Annotated in this window: 16 protein-coding genes; 10 read left to right on the top strand and 6 right to left on the bottom strand. The window is 68.2% G+C overall.

Features of this window, described 5'->3' with window-relative positions; genetic code table 11:
- Positions 1 to 29 precede the first annotated feature (29 nt).
- Genes G6N31_RS24720 through G6N31_RS24695 form a run of 6 tightly spaced genes read left to right on the top strand, consistent with a single transcriptional unit; the run spans position 30 to position 8,173 of the window.
- Positions 30 to 1,208, top strand: a complete 1,179-nt coding sequence (locus G6N31_RS24720; protein ID WP_098003191.1) for an acyl-CoA dehydrogenase family protein — start codon at positions 30 to 32, stop codon at positions 1,206 to 1,208.
- 14 nt (positions 1,209 to 1,222) lie between these two features.
- Positions 1,223 to 2,326: an acyl-CoA dehydrogenase family protein gene (locus G6N31_RS24715; RefSeq protein WP_098003192.1), complete on the top strand. Its 1,104-nt coding sequence runs from the start codon at positions 1,223 to 1,225 to the stop codon at positions 2,324 to 2,326.
- Between the two features lie 7 nt (positions 2,327 to 2,333).
- The gene (gene fadD17, locus G6N31_RS24710; RefSeq protein WP_098003193.1) at positions 2,334 to 3,845 is read left to right on the top strand and encodes a long-chain-fatty-acid--CoA ligase FadD17; all 1,512 of its coding nucleotides are present in this window, start codon (positions 2,334 to 2,336) and stop codon (positions 3,843 to 3,845) included.
- Positions 3,846 to 3,871: 26 nt separating this feature from the next.
- Positions 3,872 to 5,521 carry a steroid-22-oyl-CoA synthetase gene (casI, locus tag G6N31_RS24705; protein ID WP_207763448.1) on the top strand — a complete coding sequence of 550 codons (1,650 nt, stop codon included), beginning with the start codon at positions 3,872 to 3,874 and terminating at the stop codon, positions 5,519 to 5,521.
- Positions 5,505 to 7,052 carry an FAD-binding protein gene (locus G6N31_RS24700; protein WP_163722366.1) on the top strand — a complete coding sequence of 516 codons (1,548 nt, stop codon included), beginning with the start codon at positions 5,505 to 5,507 and terminating at the stop codon, positions 7,050 to 7,052. The genes casI and G6N31_RS24700 overlap by 17 nt, the downstream gene beginning before the upstream one ends.
- Complete coding sequence (locus tag G6N31_RS24695) at positions 7,049 to 8,173, top strand: 3-ketosteroid-9-alpha-monooxygenase, oxygenase component (protein WP_098003195.1); 1,125 nt, start codon at positions 7,049 to 7,051, stop codon at positions 8,171 to 8,173. Before G6N31_RS24700 ends, G6N31_RS24695 begins: the two co-directional genes overlap by 4 nt.
- Before the next feature lie 10 nt (positions 8,174 to 8,183).
- Here G6N31_RS24695 and G6N31_RS24690 read toward each other — a convergent pair whose 3' ends face one another.
- Together G6N31_RS24690 and G6N31_RS24685 are read right to left on the bottom strand one after the other, a co-directional pair.
- Positions 8,184 to 9,305, bottom strand: coding sequence for an NAD(P)H-dependent flavin oxidoreductase (locus G6N31_RS24690; protein ID WP_098003196.1), 1,122 nt, complete (start codon positions 9,303 to 9,305; stop codon positions 8,184 to 8,186).
- Between the two features lie 34 nt (positions 9,306 to 9,339).
- A complete protein-coding gene (locus G6N31_RS24685; protein WP_098003197.1) occupies positions 9,340 to 10,989 on the bottom strand; it encodes a medium/long-chain-fatty-acid--CoA/3-oxocholest-4-en-26-oate--CoA ligase in 1,650 nt (549 codons plus the stop codon).
- Positions 10,990 to 11,059: 70 nt separating this feature from the next.
- Here G6N31_RS24685 and G6N31_RS24680 point away from each other — a divergent pair, with 70 nt between their 5' ends.
- Positions 11,060 to 11,866 (top strand): crotonase/enoyl-CoA hydratase family protein, encoded by an 807-nt coding sequence (locus G6N31_RS24680; RefSeq protein WP_098003198.1) that lies wholly within the window; start codon positions 11,060 to 11,062, stop codon positions 11,864 to 11,866.
- Positions 11,867 to 11,884: 18 nt separating this feature from the next.
- On the opposite strand, the gene G6N31_RS24675 is transcribed toward G6N31_RS24680, so the two are convergent.
- The 3 genes from G6N31_RS24675 to G6N31_RS24665 all read right to left on the bottom strand — a co-directional run bounded on the left by G6N31_RS24675 (position 11,885) and on the right by G6N31_RS24665 (position 14,957).
- The gene (locus G6N31_RS24675) at positions 11,885 to 13,099 is read right to left on the bottom strand and encodes a cytochrome P450 (RefSeq protein WP_098003199.1); all 1,215 of its coding nucleotides are present in this window, start codon (positions 13,097 to 13,099) and stop codon (positions 11,885 to 11,887) included.
- Positions 13,096 to 13,818: an acetoacetate decarboxylase family protein gene (locus G6N31_RS24670; protein ID WP_098003273.1), complete on the bottom strand. Its 723-nt coding sequence runs from the start codon at positions 13,816 to 13,818 to the stop codon at positions 13,096 to 13,098. The genes G6N31_RS24675 and G6N31_RS24670 overlap by 4 nt, the downstream gene beginning before the upstream one ends.
- Before the next feature lie 95 nt (positions 13,819 to 13,913).
- Complete coding sequence (locus tag G6N31_RS24665; protein ID WP_098003200.1) at positions 13,914 to 14,957, bottom strand: LLM class F420-dependent oxidoreductase; 1,044 nt, start codon at positions 14,955 to 14,957, stop codon at positions 13,914 to 13,916.
- Positions 14,958 to 15,015: 58 nt separating this feature from the next.
- On the opposite strand from G6N31_RS24665, the gene G6N31_RS24660 reads away from it, so the two are divergent.
- The 3 genes from G6N31_RS24660 to G6N31_RS24650 are packed head-to-tail and all read left to right on the top strand — an operon-like array spanning position 15,016 to position 18,276.
- On the top strand, positions 15,016 to 16,017 hold the full coding sequence (locus G6N31_RS24660; protein WP_179964236.1) for a Zn-ribbon domain-containing OB-fold protein: 1,002 nt from the start codon (positions 15,016 to 15,018) through the stop codon (positions 16,015 to 16,017).
- Between the two features lie 16 nt (positions 16,018 to 16,033).
- A complete protein-coding gene (locus G6N31_RS24655; protein ID WP_098003201.1) occupies positions 16,034 to 17,098 on the top strand; it encodes a thiolase family protein in 1,065 nt (354 codons plus the stop codon).
- Positions 17,098 to 18,276 (top strand): thiolase family protein, encoded by a 1,179-nt coding sequence (locus tag G6N31_RS24650; protein ID WP_098003202.1) that lies wholly within the window; start codon positions 17,098 to 17,100, stop codon positions 18,274 to 18,276. The genes G6N31_RS24655 and G6N31_RS24650 overlap by 1 nt, the downstream gene beginning before the upstream one ends.
- Here the strand turns inward: G6N31_RS24650 and G6N31_RS24645 are convergent.
- Positions 18,273 to 18,875 (bottom strand): TetR-like C-terminal domain-containing protein, encoded by a 603-nt coding sequence (locus G6N31_RS24645; protein WP_098003203.1) that lies wholly within the window; start codon positions 18,873 to 18,875, stop codon positions 18,273 to 18,275. The genes G6N31_RS24650 and G6N31_RS24645 overlap by 4 nt on opposite strands.
- Positions 18,876 to 18,878 lie beyond the last annotated feature (3 nt).

Here is an 18,878-nt window from a genome sequence, read left to right as displayed (position 1 = left end):
CAGGCTGGCAGACAAGTGAGGACGGCGCGATGCGAATCGGCTACACCCCTGAACAGGAGGAGCTACGCCGCGAGTTGCGCGCGTATTTCGCCAAGCTGATGACTCCCGAACGCGCGGAGGCGCTGGCGAGTAACGACGGCGAGGTCGGCCGCGGCAACGTCTACCGCGAGACCGTCGCGCAGATGGGCAAGGACGGCTGGCTGACGCTGTCGTGGCCCGAGGAGTTCGGCGGTCAGGCGCGCCCGCCGATGGACGGGCTGATCTTCAACGACGAGGCCGCGATCGCCAACGTCCCCGTGCCGTTCCTGACCATCAACAGCGTGGCGCCGACGATCATGGCGTTCGGCACCGAAGAACAGAAGAAGTTCTTCCTGCCGCGCATTGCCTCAGGAGATCTGCACTTCTCGATCGGCTACTCCGAGCCCGGCGCGGGCACCGACCTGGCGGCGCTGCGCACCACCGCGGTGCGCGACGGCGACGAGTACGTCATCAACGGCCAGAAGATGTGGACGTCGCTGATCGCCTACGCCGACTACGTATGGCTGGCCGTGCGCACCAATCCGGAAGCCAAAAAGCACCGGGGCATTTCGATGCTCATCGTGCCCACGACCGCGGACGGCTTCTCCTGGACGCCGGTGCACACGATGTCGGGCGTGGACACCAGCGCGACCTACTACCAGGACGTTCGGGTCCCGGTTTCCAACCTGGTCGGGGAGGAGAACGCCGGCTGGAAGCTGGTCACCAACCAGCTCAACCACGAACGCGTCGCGTTGGTGTCGGCGCAGCCGATCTTCGTCGCCCTCGACGGGGTCCGGGAGTGGGCGCAGAACACCAAGGACGTGCACGGTAAGCGGCTCATCGATGCGCAGTGGGTGCAGCTGAATCTGGCGCGCGTGCACGCCAAGGCCGAAGTTCTCAAGTTGATCAACTGGGAGCTGGCCTCCACCGAAGCCGCACCGTCGCCGGCCGACGCGTCGGCGGCCAAGGTGTTCGGCACCGAGTTGGCCACCGAGGCCTACCGGTTGCTGATGGAGGTGCTGGGCAGCGCCGCCACGCTGCGCCCCGATTCGAAGGGCGCGCTGTTGCGGGGGCGGGTGGAGCGGATGCACCGGTCCTGCCTGATCCTGACGTTCGGTGGCGGCACCAACGAGATCCAACGCGACATCATCGGCATGGTCGCGCTCGGCCTGCCCCGCGTGAACCGCTGAGAAGGAGACCGCACATGGACTTTTCGTCAACCGAGGCCGCCGAGGATCTCGGCGGGTTGGTGCGCACCATCACCGAATCGGTGTGCACGCCGGAGCATCAGCGCGAGCTCGACGGGCTCGAGCAACGCGTGGACCGTGCGCTGTGGGGCAAGCTGGTCGACGCTGACATCCTGTCGGCCGCGGCTCCGGAGTCGTTGGGCGGCGGTGGATTCGGTCTGCTCGAACAGATCGCGGTCCTGGTCGCACTGGGCCGGCAGATGGCCGCGGTGCCCTACCTGGAATCGGCGGTGGTCGGCGCCGGAGCGGTGGCCGAGTTCGGTCTGGAGCCGCTGGCGCAACAGTGGGCGGCCCCGGCGATCAGGGGCGAGAAGATCCTGACGGTGGCGCTCGACGCGGATATGGGTGACGGCCCGGTGCGGGCCAACGCCGGCACCGGCGGCGGCTTCCGGCTGACCGGGGCGCGCACCCAGGTGCCCTATGGTCCGGTCGCCGACGCGTTCCTCGTCCCCGCCGAAACCGACGCCGGGCTGCGCGTCTTCGTCATCGCCGCCGACGACCCGGGGGTGAGCGTCGAGGCCCTCGCGGTCACCGGCCGCACCAGCGTGGGCCACGTGACGCTGTCCGACGTCGAAGTCGGCGGCGACCGGGTGCTCGCCGCCGGCGATCCGGCGCTGACCTGGGTGCGGACCCGCCTGTCGCTGGGCCGCAGCGCTTACCAGCTCGGCGTGGTGGAACGCGCCCTGGAGCTGACCGCGGCCTATGCCCGCGAGCGCGAGCAGTTCGACCGGCCGATCGGCAGCTTCCAGGCGGTGTCGTCGCGCCTTGCCGACGGCTACATCGACGTCAAAGCACTGCGGATGACGGTCACCCAGGCTGCGTGGCGACTGTCGGAGGGCCTGCCGGCCGACGTCGACGTCGACACCGCAGCGTTCTGGGCGGCCGAGGCCGGCCATCGCGTGTCCCACACCGCGGTTCACGTCCACGGCGGCGTCGGCATCGACATCGACCACCCCGTGCACCGGTATTTCCTGGCGGCCAAGCAGACCGAGTTCGCGATCGGCAGCGCCACCGGGGCGCTGCTGCGCATCGGCGCCGAGCTGGCCGATACGCCGGCCTGACGGGCGAGTGTCCGCACCGACCGTCTCGTCGTTGCTGACGCCGCTGGCCGATGTCGACGACCGGGGTGTCAGCTTCGTCGACGGTGACACGCTCACGTGGTCGTCGTGGCGCGACCACATCCGCGACGGCGCCGCGCTCGCGGCGGTGCTGCGGGCGCGGCTCGATCCCGGTAGACCCCCGCATGTCGGTGTGCTGCTGGGCAACACGCCGTTCTTCGGCACCGTTCTGGTCGCGGCCGCGCTGTCGGGAATCGTGCCGGTCGGGCTGAACCCGACCCGTCGCGGGGCGGCCTTGTTGCGGGATGTCCGGCACGCCGACTGCCAATTCGTGCTGGCCGACACCGACGTCACGCCGGCCGGCTGCGACGTCATCACCGTCGAATCTGCCGAGTTCGCAGCAGAACTCGCTGATCAGCGCGACGCGCCCGTGGAGTTCCGCGGCGCGCACCCCGATGACCTGTTCATGTTGATCTTCACCTCGGGCACCAGCGGTGACCCGAAGGCGGTGCGCTGCACCCACGAGAAGGTCGCGTCGCCGGGTGTGATGCTCGCCGAACGGTTCGGCCTGGGCCCGTCCGACACCTGTTACCTGTCGATGCCGCTGTTCCACTCCAACGCGATCATGGCCGGCTGGGCGCCGGCGGTGGCCGCCGGCGCATCGATCGCGCTGCGCCGGCGGTTCTCAGCGTCGCAGTTCTTCGCGGATGTGCGGCGCTTCGGCGCGACCTACGCCAACTACGTGGGTAAGCCACTGTCCTACGTGCTGGCCACCCCCGAGCGTCCCGACGATGCCGACAACCCGCTGCGGATCGCGTACGGCAACGAGGGCGCTCCGCGCGACCTGGTCCGCTTCGCGGAGCGCTTCGACGTCCGGGTCGTCGACGGGTTCGGTTCCAGCGAGGGCGGGGTCGCGATTGCGCGCACTCCCGACACACCCGAGACCGCCCTGGGCCCGCTGGCCAACGGAGTCACCATCGTCGATGTCGAGACCGGTGCCGAATGCCCGCCCGGAGTGGTCGGCGAATTGGTGAACACCGCAGGGCCGGGCCAGTTCCGCGGCTACTACCGCGATCCCGAGGCCGAGGCCGACCGGATGCGTGACGGCGTCTACCACAGCGGAGACCTGGCCTACCGCGACGAAAACGGGTTCGCGTACTTCGCGGGCCGCCTCGGCGACTGGATGCGGGTCGACGGCGAGAATCTCGGCACCGCGCCCATCGAACGGATCCTGCTGCGTCACCCCGAGATCACCGAGGTGGCTGTCTACCCGATCCCCGATCCCGCGGTGGGTGACCGCGTGATGGCCGCAGTCGTACTTCGCGACGGTGCGCAGTTCTCCGCCGACGACTTCACCGAATTCCTCTCCGCACAGGACGATCTCGGTGAGAAGCAATGGCCGTCGTTCATCCGGGTGAGCGCCGTCCTGCCTCGCACCGAGACGTTCAAGGTGATCAAGCGCCAACTCACCGCCGAAGCCACCGCGTGCAGCGACCCCGTCCACCGGATCCGGCGGCCGTGACACCGCGCCGTGCGGACATCGCCGCGATGCTGCTCGACCGGGTGGGCGACGAGCACCCCGGTCTGCGAACGCGCGAGCAGACCTGGACATGGAACGAGGTCGTCGGCGAGTCGGCGGCGCGCGCCGCGCTGGCCACCACTCTGCGCGACCAGACGTTCTCCGGCGCGCCGTTTCACATCGGTGTTCTGCTGCCCAATGTCGCCGACTTCGTCTTCTGGCTCGGTGGCGCCGCGCTGGCCGGGGCCGCCGTCGTCGGGCTGAATCCGACACGCGGCGCAGCCGACCTGGCCGCCGACATCCGCCACGCCGACTGCGCGCTGATCGTCACCGACGGCGCGGGCGCACAGCGGTTGTCGACACTTGACCACGGCCTGCCGCCGACACGCATCCTGCGCATCGATGACCCTGGCTACCGTGCGGCGCTGCGGAGTCACCGCGCAGGACCGGCTCGCGCCGAGGGTGTCGGTCCCGGCACGTTGCTGCTGTTGTTGTTCACCTCGGGTACCACCGGAACGTCGAAAGCGGTCAAGTGCAGCCAGGGCCGCTTGGCCGCCATCGCCTATGCGGCCACCGACAAATACGGTCACCACCGCGATGACGTCGACTACTGCTGCATGCCGCTGTTTCACGGCAACGCGATCATGGCGCTGTGGGCGCCCGCACTGGCCAACGGTGCCACCGTGTGCCTGACACCGACCTTCTCGGCGTCCCAATTCCTGCCCGACGTCCGCGCTTTCGGCGCGACGTTCTTCACGTACGTCGGCAAGGCGCTGGCCTACCTGATGGCCACCCCGGAGCGTTCCGATGATGCCGTGAACAGCCTGACCCGGGGTTTCGGCACCGAGGCCTCCCCCGATGACCAGCGCGAGTTCCGTCGCCGGTTCGGTGCGGAGCTGTTCGAGGGCTACGGCTCCAGCGAGGGCGGCGCGGTTGCGGTCCCGGACCCGTCGGCCCCGCCCACGGCGCTGGGCCGGCCCGCCCACCCCGGTGTCGTGATCGTGGACCCACAGACCCTGCAGCGCTGTCCCCCGGCGGTTCTCGACGACCGCGGCCGGGTGCTCAACGCCGACGAAGCCGTCGGCGAGATCGTCGACCAGCGCGGCGCGGCCAACTTCGAGGGCTATTACAAGAACGAGATCGCCGACGCAGAACGCGTCCGCAACGGCTGGTACTGGTCCGGGGATCTCGGCTACCTCGACGGCGACGGCTTCCTGTACTTCGCGGGCCGGCGCGGTGACTGGATGCGAGTCGACGGCGAGAACCTGTCCGCGCTGACCGTCGAACGCGTGCTGCGCCGCCATCGGGCGGTGATCGCCACAGCGGTGTACGGCGTGCCCGACCCCCGCTCGGGGGACCAGGTGATGGCCGCCGTGGAGGTGGCCGACCCGCAGAATTTCGACGTCGGCGAGTTCGCGGCTTTTCTCGTCGACCAGCAGGACCTGGGCCGCAAGAGCTTTCCGCGCCTGTTGCGGGTGTCGGCACGCTTGCCGGCCACCGGTTCCAACAAGGTGCTCAAACGGGATCTGCAGGCCCAGCGTTGGCACACCGACGAGCCGGTGTATCACTGGGCCGGCCGGGGGCGCCCGCGGTACTCCCTGCTGAGCGACCAGGACCGAGCGGCGCTGGATGCCGAATTCGGCACGTACGGAAGGCAACACCATGCCCGACTGGGATGAGACCACCGACGTGCTGGTCGCCGGCTCCGGTGCCGGCGGTGTCACCGGGGCCTACACGGCGGCGCGAGAAGGGCTCGACGTCGTGCTCATCGAGGCCACCGAGAAGTTCGGCGGCACCACGGCCTATTCCGGCGGGGGCGGTATGTGGTTCCCGGCCAATCCCGTCCTGCTGCGCGCCGGGACGGACGACACCCTCGACGATGCGCTGGAGTACTACCGCGCAGTGGTCGGTGACCGCACGCCGGCCGCCCTGCAGGAAACCTATGTGCGCAGCGGCGCGCCGCTGGTCGAATACCTGGAGGCCGACGAACAGATCAAGTTCACGCTGCTGCCGTGGCCCGACTACTTCGGCAAGGCGCCCAAGGCGCGCGCCGACGGGATGCGGCACATCGCAGCCAAGCCGATCAAGGTGGCCGCGGCACCGCACCTACGCGACCTGATTCGCGGCCCACTGGACACCGATCGGCTCGGCAGCCCGACGCCGGAGGACTACTTCGTCGGGGGCCGAGCACTGATCGCCCGCTTCCTGATCGCCCTGCAGCGGTACCCGCACGCGCGCACCGAACTGGGCACGACGTTGATTGAATTGGTGCTCGACGACGGCAGGGTCGTCGGCGCGGTCGCCGAGACCGACGGTCAGCGTCGATCGATCCGGGCCACCCGCGGTGTGCTGCTGGCCGCCGGCGGGTTCGAGCACAACGACCAGATGCGGGACCGCTACGGGGTACCCGGTTCTTCCCGGGACACCATGGGCCCGAGCGGGAATCGCGGCTTGGCGCACCTGGCGGCGATGGCGGTGGGCGGCGATGTCGATCTGATGGACCAGGCATGGTGGTCACCGGGTCTGATGCATCCCGACGGCACCGCCGCGTTTGCGTTGTGGTTCACCGGCGGCCTATTCGTCGACGACAGCGGTCGCCGGTTCGTCAACGAGTCCGCGGCTTACGACCGACTCGGGCGCGGCGTGCTGGACGCAATCGGGCGCGGCGACGTCACGCTGCCGTACTGGATGGTCTACGACGACCACGATGACGGTGTCCCGCCGGTGCAGGCCACCAACGTCTCGATGGTGGAACCGCAGGCCTACCGGACCGCCGGGCTGTGGCGTTCTGCCGGCACCCTGGAGGAGCTGGCCGCCGCGATCGGCGTCCCGCCGCTCAATCTGGCCGACACCGTCGCGCGCTTCAACGAATTCGCCCGCCGTGGCGTCGACGAAGACTTCGGACGCGGTGACGAACCGTACGACCGGGCGTTCTCCGGCGGGGCGTCCCCGCTGCGTCCGATCGAGCAGCCGCCGTTTCACGCGGCCGCCTTCGGCGTCTCGGACCTGGGCACCAAAGGCGGTCTGCGCACCGATTCGGCTGCCCGGGTGCTCGACGCGGAGGACACTGTGATTCCCGGACTGTACGCCGCCGGAAACACCATGGCAGCGCCCAGCGGGACCACCTACCCCGGCGGCGGCAATCCGATCGGCACCAGCATGGTGTTCAGCCACCTGGCAGTGCTGGACATGAAGAAAGGCTCGCGATGACCCAGAACGGCCTACGGGAGATCGACCTCGGTCCGGCCATGACGCGCTTCGCCCGCGGCTGGCACTGCCTGGGACTGGCGGAGTCCTTCCGTGACGGTCAGACGCACGGCATCTCGGCGTTCGGTACCAAACTCGTGGTCTTCGCCGACTCCAGCGGCGCCCTCAAGGTGCTCGACGGGTACTGCCGACACATGGGCGGCGATCTGTCACGCGGCACGATCAAGGGCGACTCGGTCGCGTGCCCGTTCCACGACTGGCGTTGGGGCGGCGACGGCAGATGCACATTGGTCCCCTACGCCAAACGCACGCCGCGGATGGCCCGTACCAGGGCGTGGCTGACCGCCGAGATCAACGGCCAACTGCTGGTGTGGAACGACCCCGAGGGTAACGTGCCGGCACCCGAGTTGATGCCGCCGATGATCGAGGGCTACGACGAGGGCCGGTGGTCACCGTGGCAGTGGAGCTCAATCCTGATCGAGGGCGCTCATTGTCGCGAGATCGTGGACAACAACGTCGACATGGCGCACTTCTTCTATATCCATCACGCCTATCCCACGTACTTCAAGAACGTCATCGAAGGGCACATGGCCAGCCAGTACATGGAGTCCAAGCCGCGACCGGATGCCGTCGCCGATCCGGACAAACTCTGGGACGGAACGTATCTGCGGTCCGAGGCGACGTACTTCGGTCCCGCGTACATGATCAACTGGCTGCACAACGACCTCGCGCCGGACTTCACCGTCGAGGTGGCACTGATCAACTGCCACTACCCCGTGACCCACAACTCGTTCATGTTGCAGTGGGGGGTGGCCGTGCAGGAGATGCCGGGGCTTCCGGCCGACAAGGCCGCCAAGCTGGCCGGGGCGATGAACAAGAGCTTCGGCGAGGGATTTCTCGAGGACGTCGAGATCTGGAAGAACAAGTCGCCGATCGAGAATCCGCTGCTGACCGAGGAGGACGGTCCGGTCTACCAGCACCGGCGCTGGTATCAGCAGTTCTATGTCGACGCCGCCGAGGTCACCCCCGACATGACCGACCGGTTCGAGCAGGAGGTCGACACCACCCATGCCAACGATCTCTGGCAGCAGGAGGTCGAGCAGAACCTGGCGGCGCGGCGGTAACCGGCAGCGCTCAGCCCCCGCGGATGCCGTCGAGGCGCTTGGTGGCCTCCTCGAAACCGCTGACCAACTCGGCGATGATGTCGGCGACCGGACGGATCTCGTTCATGCGGCCGACGATCTGGCCGACGGGCATCGCCACGGTGGTCGGATCGGTCGACTCGCTCATCCGTTGGTGAGCCTCGCTGACCAGGATGTTCTGCAGCGGCATCGGCAGCGGTTGCGGGGCACCCTCGGCGTCCCACGCATCCGTCCAGCGACTCTTGAGCAACCGGGCCGGCTTGCCGGTGTAGATCCGCCGGCGCACCGTGTCGGCGGAGGTGGCGTTGAGCATGGCCTCCTGGATCACCGAACGGCCCGACTCCAACCGCACGCCGAGGTCGTACTCGGCCGAGGTCAGGAACGCCGAGCCCATCCAGACGCCCTGCGCGCCGAGCGCCAGCGCGGCCGCGACCTGGCGGCCGGTGCCGATGCCGCCCGCGGCCAGCACCGGCGCCTTACCGTCCAGTGCATCGACGATCTCCGGCCACAACACCATCGACCCGATCTCACCGGTGTGGCCGCCGGCCTCGTGGCCCTGCGCGACGACGATGTCGACACCGTTCTCGACATGGCGCAGCGCATGTTTGGGCGACCCGGCCAGCGCCGCAACCGGCACACCGGCCGCGTGCGCCTGATCGATGACGTCCTTGGGCGGCGAACCCAGCGCATTGGCGATCAGCTTGATCGGGTGCTTCAGCGCCACCTCGACGTGGCTGCGCGCCACCGAATGCAGCCACCCCAGAACGCCTTCCGAGCGGGCCTCGTCCTCAGGCAGTGGCGGCACCCCGAGATCGGCGAGGGTCTTGTCGACGAACTCACGGTGTTCGGCGGGGATCAGCTTGTTGATGTCGACCGAGGTGCCCTCGGTCGGCACCTTGGCCGGCATCACGATGTCGACACCGTAGGGCTTGCCGTCGGTGTTGGCGTCCATCCACTGCAGGACGTTTTCCAGGTCATCTGCGTCGTTGAAACGCACGCAGCCGAGCACCCCGAGCCCGCCGGCCCGGCTGACCGCGGCGGCCACCTTCTCCGACGGGGTGAACACGAAGATCGGATATTCGATGCCGAAGCGTTCGCACAGTTCGGTTTTCATGCTATTTCTCCCCGTCGCTTCGCTCGCCCCGCCATCACTTCGCCCCCGCATGGCTGGCATGTGCGTCGTCGGCGGGCCGCTCCTCGGTGGTGTCCTTGGCCCAGCGGTAGTCCGGCTTGCCGGCCGGCGTGCGGTGGATCTCGTCGACCCACCAGATCTTGCGCGGCACCTTGTAGCCGGCGATCTCCTGACGCACGTAGGCGTCCAGATCGGCCAGGCTCGGATTGGTGCCGGGGCGGCGGTGCACGACAGCCGCGACGCACTGCCCGTAGCGCTCGTCGGGTACACCGACCACCAGCGCATCGAACACATCGGGGTGGCCCTTCAGCGCGGCCTCCACCTCTTCGGGGTAGATCTTCTCGCCACCGCTGTTGATCGACTGCGAACCGCGTCCCAGCATCGTCACGGTGCCGTCGGCCTCCACCTCGGCGTAGTCGCCGGGGATCGCGTAGCGGACTCCGTTGTAGGTGCGGAAGGTCTCGGCGGTCTTCTTCTCGTCCTTGTAGTAACCGACCGGGATGTGGCCGCGCTTGGCGAGAATGCCGCGCACGCCCGAGCCGGGCTTGACCTCGTTGCCGTCCTCGTCGAGCACCACGGTGTTCTTGTCGATCGTCACGCGCGGCCCGCCGGTGTGGGACTCGCCTTTGGCGACGATGCTGGTGCCGCCGAAACCGGTCTCCGAGGACCCGATGGAGTCGGTGATGACGCGGTTGGGCAGCAACTCGAGGAACTTCTCCTTGATGCTGGTAGAGAACAGCGCCGCGGTGCTGGCGAGCAGGAACAGGCTCGACAGGTCGTAGCTGTTGCCCTCCTCCTGATGGGCCAGCAGCGCGTCGAGCAGCGGACGGCCCATCGCGTCGCCGGTGAAGAACAACAGGTTCACCTTGTGCTTCTCGACGGTGTCCCAGACCTCCTCGGGGTCGAACTCCGGCACCAGTACCGTCGTCTGCCCGGAGAACAGCGCCATCCAGGTGGCCGACTGTGTGGCGCCGTGGATCATCGGCGGTATCGGGTACCGCACCATCGGCCCGCTCTCGACCGCCTGCTTGGCCAGCCCGTACTCGTCGGCGATGGGCTCGCCGGTGGCGAAGTCGGTGCCGCCGAACAACACTCGGTAGATGTCCTCGTGGCGCCACATGACCCCTTTGGGGAACCCGGTGGTGCCGCCGGTGTAGAGCAGGTAGATGTCGTCCTCGCTGCGCGGACCGAAGTCGCGTTCCGGCGAGCCCTGCGCCAGCGCGGAGTAGAACTCGACGCCGCCGTAGCGCTCGAAGTCGTCATCGCTGCCGTCCTCGACCACCAGGATGGTCCTGACCTTGGGGGTCTCGGGCAGCACGTTGGCCACCCGGTCGGCGTAGCGACGCTCATGCACCAGCGCCACCATGTCGGAGTTGTCGAACAGGTACTTCAGCTCGCCTTCGACGTAGCGGAAGTTGACGTTGACCAGGATGGCGCCGGCCTTGACGATGCCGAGCATCGCGATGACGATCTCGATGCGGTTGCGGCAGTAGAGGCCGACTTTGTCGTCCTTCTTGACCCCCTGCTCGAGCAGGTAGTGGGCCAGCCGGTTGGCCTTCTCCTCCAACTCGGCGTAGGTGAGGGTCTCGTCACCCGAGATGAGGGCGACACGGTCAGGCACGGCGTCGATGGCGTGCTCGGCAAGATCGGCGATGTTCAGAGCCACAGCTCTAAACTAGAACGTGTTACATTTTCAGACAAGTCTGGAGCATCGACGCTGGAAGGCGGATCAATTCGTGAGCGACGAACAAAACCCGGAAAAGGGTCCCGATGCACTCGTCGAACAGCGCGGACACACCCTGATCGTCACGATGAACCGGCCGGAAAAGCGCAACGCACTCTCCGCCGAGATGATGCAGATCATGGTCGAGGCCTGGGACCGCGTCGACTCCGATCCCGAGATCCGCAGCTGCATCCTGACCGGCGCGGGCGGTGCGTTCTGTGCGGGCATGGACCTCAAGAAGGCCGACAGCCAATCCCCGGGCGACTCGTTCAAGGGCGGGTTCGATCCGACCAGGATCCCGGCGCTGCTCAAGGGCCGGCGGCTGACCAAACCGCTGATCGCCGCGGTCGAGGGCGCCGCAATCGCCGGCGGCACCGAGATCCTGCAGGGCACCGATATCCGCGTCGCGGGCGAGAGCGCGAAGTTCGGCGTGTCGGAGGCGAAGTGGAGCCTCTACCCGATGGGTGGATCGGCGGTCCGGCTGGTCCGCCAGATCCCCTACACCGTCGCCTGCGACATCCTGCTCACCGGCCGCCACATCAGTGCAGCCGAGGCCAAGGAGTTCGGTCTGATCGGGCACGTGGTCCCCGACGGGCAGGCGCTGACGAAGGCGCTCGAGATCGCCGAGGTCATCAACGGCAACGGCCCACTCGCGGTGCAGGCGATCCTCAAAACCATTCGGGAGACCGAGGGCATGCACGAGGAAGAGGCTTTCAAGCCCGACACCGCCAACGGCATTCCGGTGTTCCTCTCCGAGGACTCCAAGGAAGGCCCCAAAGCGTTCTTGGAGAAACGCAAGCCGGTCTGGAAGCTGAAGTAGAGCGAGCGGAGAAAACGGCTAGAGCACCTTCGCGGTCGGGGTGAACACCACCGGCATCGACTCCAGCCCGGACACGAAGTTGGCCGGCCGCAACGGCAGCCTGGTCTCGTCGGCCAACCGGAGGTCGGGCAGGCGCGCCAGCACCTTGGTCAGCATGATCTTCAGCTCCAGCCGGGCCAGCTGGTTGCCCAGGCAGAAGTGCGTGCCGAACCCGAAAGCCAGGTGGCTGTTCGGATTCCGGTGGATGTCGAACTCGTCGGGGTTGTCGAACGCGGCCTCGTCGAAGTTCGCCGACTCGAACATCAGCATGATCTTCTCGCCGGATTTCAGTGCGGTGCCGTGGAACTCGGTGTCCGCGGTCAGGGTGCGGCACATGTTCTTCACCGGTGAGGTCCAGCGCAGCATCTCCTCGATGGCGCCCGGGAGCAGTTCTTCGGGGGTTGCCACCAGCTGTTGCCACTGATCCTGATGGCGCAACAGCTGCTCGCTGCCGCCGGAGAGTGTGTGCCGGGTGGTCTCGTCGCCACCGATGAGGATCAGCAAGGTCTCGAAGACGATCTCGTCGTCGGACATCCGCTGACCCTCGACCTCGGAATTGCACAGCACCGAGAACAAGTCGTCGCGCGGGTTGGCGCGCCGGTCGGCGATGACCTCCATGGTGAAGGCGGTGTACGCCGCGAAGGTGTCCATCAGCATCTTGATGGCGGCCTCGTCGACATGGGAGCTCAGCCCGCACACCAGGTTGTCCGACCACTCCAGCAGCTTCTCGCGCTCCTCGGGCAGCACGCCGAGCATGTCGCCGATCACCGCCATCGGCAACGGCGCGGCGATGTCGCGGACGAAATCGCACTCGCCGCGCTCGCACACCGCGTCGATCAGCGTGTCGCACAGCGTCTCGATCGACGGCAGCCGGTCCATCACGCGCTTGCGGGTGAAGCCGGCGTTGACGAGCTTGCGCCGCAACAGGTGCGCCGGGTCGTCCATGTCGATCATGTAGGGCATGCCGGGCTGGTCCGGCCGGATGCCGCCGGTGCTGGAGAACAGCTCGGGGTTGCGCTCGGCGTCGAGCACCGCTTGATACGTGGTGGCGGCGGCCTGTCCGTTGCGGTCGCGGAACACCGGCTGGTTGGCCCGCATCCACTTGTAGGCGGCGCGCGCGGCGGTGCCGTCGGCGTAGAACCGGCCGTCGGCGAGGTCGACGTCGAGGCCGGCGGCGGGGGTGGTGGTCGTCATCGCTCTCCTACGATTCGGGCGTCGCTGAACGTCATGTCGACGTTGGCCGCCGAGCTGGACACCAGTGCACGTCTGGGCAAGCCTAGAGAAGCCAGCTCGGCCGCGTAGGGGTGTTCGCCGAGCCGGAGGTGGACTCCTCCCGGCCGGTAGCGCACGCCGGAGAGCACCATCCGCCCCGGCGTCTCGCGCACCACGCCGTCGAGGCACGAATAGGTCGAGTGCACCTGCGGGCGCGCGGCCAGTGCCCCCGGAATCGGCAGCCCGGGCGCGAAATCCATGGCGAGGACGAACTTTCCGTCGATCGTCACGTCGAACCCGAAGGTGCGTCCGCCGCGGACGCTGGCCGGACTGTCCGCTCCGCGGACGACGAAGTCGGCCATCACCTTCGGATAACCCCAGATCGTCCGTCCGGCCTCCAGCGTGAACGGCTGGTCCACCGGCAGATGGTGGACGAACGCTCCGGCCGACTGCAGCGCCTTCATCCCGCCGGCATCGGGATCGTCCGGCGGGTTGACCATCACATTGGTGCCGTACTCGTAGTACTGCCCGAGGTCGGTGTCCTCGTAGCGCATCAGCATCAGGACGACCATCGCGCGCCGACGGCCACGGCCGAAGCGGCACACCCGCAGACCGCTGTAGTCGATCATCCGCTGGGCCGCATCGGCGTCGACGGCGAACATCGCGGTGTGCTGATGAGCGGTGCGGACCCGAACCGGCATGGTCAGCACCGTGCCGGCGATGGTGTGCTGAGAGGGCGTTACGTCGGTCACAGCCCAAATCTAGAACGCGTTCTAGACAGACTGCAAGAAAGTGTCTACGCCGAGGCCGACACCAACCCGGCGAGGTCCCGGATCTGCTCGGGCGAACGTGCGCCGACGACCATCATGGTCACCCCGGAGGCTTCCCAGGCCTTGATCTGTTCCTGCACGTAGGCGAGGTCGCCGACGATCGCCGAGTCGTCGACCAGCTCGTCGGGAATCACCTTGGCCGCCTCATCTTTGCGGTCGCTGCGGAAGAGGCGGGTGACGTCGTCGACGACCTCGGCGTATCCCATCCGGCGGTACACGTCGGCGTGGAAGTTGGTGTCCTCGGCTCCCATGCCACCCATGTAGAGCGCCAGGTGCGGCTTCATCAGCTCCATGATCTCGGCGCGGTCCTCGGTGACGACCACCTGGGCGGTCGCGCAGATCTCGAACGTCTCCCGGGTGTGCCGCGCACCCGGACGGGCGAACCCCTCGTCGAGCCATTCGTTGTACATGGTGGCAATGCGCGGCGAGTAGAAGATCGGCAGCCAGCCGTCGCAGATCTCCGCGGCCAGCGCGACGTTCTTCGGGCCTTCCGCGCCCAGCATCACCGGGATGTCGGCGCGCAGCGGATGGGTGATCGGCTTGAGGTTCTTGCCCAGCCCGGTGGTGCCTTCCCCGGTCAGCGGGAGCGGGTAGTGCGGTCCGTCGCTGCGCACCGGCGCCTCCCGGGCCCACACCTGGCGCAGGATGTCGACGTACTCGCGCGTGCGGGCCAGCGGTTTACCGAACTTGGCGCCGTACCAGCCCTCGACGACCTGCGGACCCGACACCCCCAGGCCCAGGATGTGGCGCCCGCCCGACAGGTGATCGAGGGTCAGCGCCGCCATCGCGCATGCCGTGGGCGTCCGCGCCGACAACTGGACCACCGACGTGCCCAACCGCATCCGGGTGGTCTCTCTGCCCCACCACGCCAGCGGGGTGTAGGCATCCGATCCCCACGCCTCGGCGGTGAACACCGTGTCGAAGCCGGCGTCCTCGGCCGTGGCGACCAGTTCGGCGTGGTTCGCCGGAGGCTGCGCGCCCCAGTAACCCAACTGCAAGCCCAACTTCACGGCGTTACCTCCAGACCCGTTCTTGAATCCATTCTTAGAACCTGTTCTACTCGATGCCGTGACCACCAGCCAAAGCAGCCCGGTGCAGATCGATCCCCATGAACCGCCTCTTTCCGCGCCGCTGAAGCTCGCCTTCGACTACACCCGTTCGGTCGGCCCCCTGCTGTCCGAGTTCTTCACCGCGCTGCGGGAGCGCCGCATCGTCGGGGTCCGCGGATCCGACGGCCGAGTGCTGGTGCCGCCGGCCGAGTTCGACCCCGTCTCCTGGGAGCGGTTGAGCGAGATCGTACCGGTGGCCAGTGTCGGCACCGTGGTGTCGTGGACGTGGCAGCCCGAGCCGCTGGAAGGGCAGCCGCTCGATCGTCCCTTCGCGTGGGCGCTGATCACCCTCGACGGCGCCGACACCCCGATGCTGCACGCCGTTGATGTGGGTGCTGCCGGTTCCTCGGAATCCATCAGCACCGGCGCGCGGGTGCACGCGCATTGGGTCGACGAACCTGTCGGCGCGATCACCGACATCGCGTACTTCGCGTTGGGTGACCAGCCCGAGGACGTCCCGGCGCCGCCCGAAGGGCTGGACCCGGTGACCATGCTGGTGGTGCCGAGCTGGATCGAGATCCAGCACACCGCATCCCAGCCCGAGAGCGCGTTCCTGCGGGCCCTGGAACAGGGCAAGCTGCTCGGCGCGCGGTCGGGCTCGGACGGCAAGGTGTACTTCCCGCCCAAAGAGGCCAACCCGGCCACCGGTCAGCCGCTCGACCAGTTCGTCGAGCTGTCCGACAAGGGCACGGTGACAACATTCGCGATCATCAACATCCCGTTCGCCGGCCAGCGCATCAAGCCGCCCTACGTCGCGGCGTACGTACTGCTCGACGGCGCCGACATCCCTGTGCTGCACCTGGTGTCCGACATCGACGCCGAGCAGGTCCGGATGGGCATGCGCGTGCAGGCGGTGTGGAAGCCCCAAGACCAGTGGGGTCTGGGCATCGACAACATCGAGTACTTCCGGCCGACGGGCGAGCCCGACGCCGACTACGACACGTACAAGCATCACCTGTAGAGGCAGGCAACGATCCATGGCTTCGGAAAATTCAGTTGCAGTGGTCGGGTTCGCGCACGCACCGCACGTGCGCCGCACCGACGGCACCACCAACGGCGTCGAGATGTTGATGCCGTGCTTCAAGTCGATCTACGACGACCTCGGAATCACCAAGGGCGACATCGGTTTCTGGTGCTCGGGGTCTTCTGACTACCTTGCCGGGCGTGCCTTTTCCTTCATCTCGGCGATCGACTCGATCGGCGCGGTGCCGCCGATCAACGAGTCGCACGTGGAGATGGACGCGGCGTGGGCGCTCTACGAGGCCTACATCAAGATCCTGACCGGCGAGGTCCAGACCGCGCTGGTCTACGGCTTCGGCAAGTCCTCGGCGGGCACCCTGCGGCGGGTGCTGGCGTTGCAGACCGACCCCTACACCGTCGCACCGCTGTGGCCGGACTCGGTGAGCATGGCCGGGTTGCAGGCCCGCTTCGGGCTCGATTCCGGCACCTGGACGGCTGAGCAGATGGCGCAGGTCGCCCTCGACTCCCAGGCCGCCGCCCCCCGGGTGGACCGGCTGCAGTCCGGCAGCACTGTCGAGGAACTGCTCGGGCAGCCCTATTTCGCAGAACCGTTGCGCCGCCACGACATCGCACCGATCACCGACGGCGCGTCGGCGATCGTGCTGGCCGCCGGGGACCGGGCCCGCGAGTTGCGGGAGCGCCCAGCCTGGATCAGCGGCATCGAGCACCGCATCGAGACGCCCGTGTTGGGCGCCCGCGATCTGACGACGTCGCCGTCGACAGCGGCCTCGGCGCAGGCGGCGACCGGCGGGGACACCTCCTCGATCGAGATCGCCGAGTTGTACGCGCCGTTCAGCCATCAGCAGCTGATCCTCACCGAAGCCATCGGCCTGCCCGACAGCACCACGATCAATCCGTCGGGCGGTGCGCTCGCGGCCAACCCGATGTTCTCGGCGGGGCTGGAACGCATCGGTTTCGCGGCCCGCCACATCTTCGAGGGCAACGCGTCACGGGTGCTGGCCCATGCGACGAGTGGTCCTGCGCTGCAACAGAATCTGGTCGCCGTGTTGGAGGGCAAGTAATGGCAAAGAAGCTCGCGGCGGTGCTGGGCACCGGGCAGACCAAGTACGTCGCCAAGCGCACCGACGTCTCGATGAACGGATTGGTCCGCGAGGCCATCGACCGAGCGCTCGAAGACGCCGGCGTCACGCTGGCCGACATCGACGCCGTCGTCGTCGGCAAGGCTCCGGACTTCTTCGAGGGCGTGATGATGCCCGAACTGTTCATGGCCGACGCCACCGGAGCGACCGGTAAGCCCCTGATCCGCGTGCACACTGCCGGGTCGGTGGGCGGATCGACGGCAGTGGTGGCGGCCAGCCTGGTGCAGGCCGGCAAGTACCGCCGGGTGCTGACGATGGCCTGGGAAAAGCAGTCCGAATCGAATGCCATGTGGGCGTTGAGCATTCCGGTGCCGTTCACCAAGCCCGTCGGCGCGGGCGCCGGCGGCTATTTCGCCCCGCACGTGCGCGCCTACATCCGGCGGTCGGGCGCACCGACGCACATCGGTGCGATGGTCGCGGTCAAGGACCGCCTCAACGCGGTGAAGAACCCGCTGGCCCATCTGCACCAGCCCGACATCACGCTGGAGAAGGTGATGTCGTCGCCGATGCTGTGGGATCCGATCCGCTACGACGAGACCTGCCCGTCCTCCGACGGCGCCGCGGCCATGGTGATCGGCGACGAGGCCAGCGCCGACGCCCGGGTGGCCGACGGCCACGCGGTGGCATGGATCAACGCGACCGCGCTGCGCACCGAACCGTTGGCCTACGCGGGTCGCGACCAAGTCAACCCGCAGGCCAGCCGCGACGCCGCGGCCGCTCTGTGGAAGGCCGCAGGCATCTCCAGCCCGATCGACGAGATCGACGTCGCCGAGGTGTACGTCCCGTTCTCGTGGTACGAGCCGATGTGGCTGGAGAGCCTGGGATTCGCCCCCGAGGGCGAGGGCTGGAAGCTCACCGAGGCCGGCGAGACCGCCATCGGCGGACGCATCCCGTTCAACCCGTCGGGCGGGGTGCTCTCGTCGAATCCGATCGGGGCGTCGGGCATGATCCGCTTCGCCGAGTCCGCCATCCAGGTGATGGGCAAGGCCGGCGAACACCAGGTTCCGGGGGCCCGCAAGGCTCTGGGCCACGCCTACGGCGGTGGCGCGCAGTACTACTCGATGTGGGTGGTCAGCACGGACAAGCCGGCGTCCCCCTAGCGCCGGCCGGGCAGGCAGCCGCGCCAGACGGTCTGCACCAGCCGGGTGATCGCGTCGTCGTCGAGCGGCGACATCCCGAGCACCAGCCGGTAGTACGGCGGGGACACCAGCGCGTCGACGACGCCTTCGACGTCGCTGTCGGATGCGAGTTCACCGCGAGCGACCGCCTCGCGCACGATCTCGTTGACAGCGGCCCGGCGCGGCACGATCCATTGCGCCAGCACCGCGCGTTCGATGGCGTGGTCGGATGCGGACGCGGCAATCACATTGCGCAGCAGAGGACCCACCGCCGGATCGGTCAGCAGCGCATTCAGTGCGGTGACGTGGTGAATGACCGCCTCGACAGAGGTGCTCCCCGCCGGTCGGGTGATCGAGTCCCGCACCGCGTCGAGCAGTCCCTCCAGCACGATGGCCGACGCCGATGGCCACCACTTGTAGATCGTCGTGCGGCTGACCTCGGCTCGGCGCGCGATCGCGTCCACCGTGGCCGCCGCCGGCCCGCCGGCCAGCGCGAGTTCGGCGGCGGCACTGAGCACGGCCGCCCGGACGGCCTCGCTGCGGGGGCGTCCGCGACGGCCTGACGAGCCGGTCTGGACCACGAT

The sequence above is a fragment of the Mycolicibacterium duvalii genome (assembly GCF_010726645.1).
GTDB lineage: Bacteria > Actinomycetota > Actinomycetes > Mycobacteriales > Mycobacteriaceae > Mycobacterium > Mycobacterium duvalii.
The sequence above is the reverse complement of the archived record's forward strand: the minus strand, read 5'-3'. Positions and strand labels throughout refer to the sequence as shown.

Bases quoted from the DNA above. Each gene is read 5' to 3' on its own strand.
- G6N31_RS24720 (WP_098003191.1), top strand. From the start codon at position 30: ATGCGAATCGGCTACACCCCTGAACAGGAGGAGCTACGCCGCGAGTTG.
- G6N31_RS24715 (WP_098003192.1), top strand. From the start codon at position 1,223: ATGGACTTTTCGTCAACCGAGGCCGCCGAGGATCTCGGCGGGTTGGTG.
- casI (WP_207763448.1), top strand. From the start codon at position 3,872: ATGCTGCTCGACCGGGTGGGCGACGAGCACCCCGGTCTGCGAACGCGC.
- G6N31_RS24700 (WP_163722366.1), top strand. From the start codon at position 5,505: ATGCCCGACTGGGATGAGACCACCGACGTGCTGGTCGCCGGCTCCGGT.
- G6N31_RS24695 (WP_098003195.1), top strand. From the start codon at position 7,049: ATGACCCAGAACGGCCTACGGGAGATCGACCTCGGTCCGGCCATGACG.
- G6N31_RS24690 (WP_098003196.1), bottom strand. From the start codon at position 9,305: ATGAAAACCGAACTGTGCGAACGCTTCGGCATCGAATATCCGATCTTC.
- G6N31_RS24675 (WP_098003199.1), bottom strand. From the start codon at position 13,099: ATGACGACCACCACCCCCGCCGCCGGCCTCGACGTCGACCTCGCCGAC.
- G6N31_RS24670 (WP_098003273.1), bottom strand. From the start codon at position 13,818: ATGCCGGTTCGGGTCCGCACCGCTCATCAGCACACCGCGATGTTCGCC.
- G6N31_RS24655 (WP_098003201.1), top strand. From the start codon at position 16,034: ATGGCTTCGGAAAATTCAGTTGCAGTGGTCGGGTTCGCGCACGCACCG.
- G6N31_RS24650 (WP_098003202.1), top strand. From the start codon at position 17,098: ATGGCAAAGAAGCTCGCGGCGGTGCTGGGCACCGGGCAGACCAAGTAC.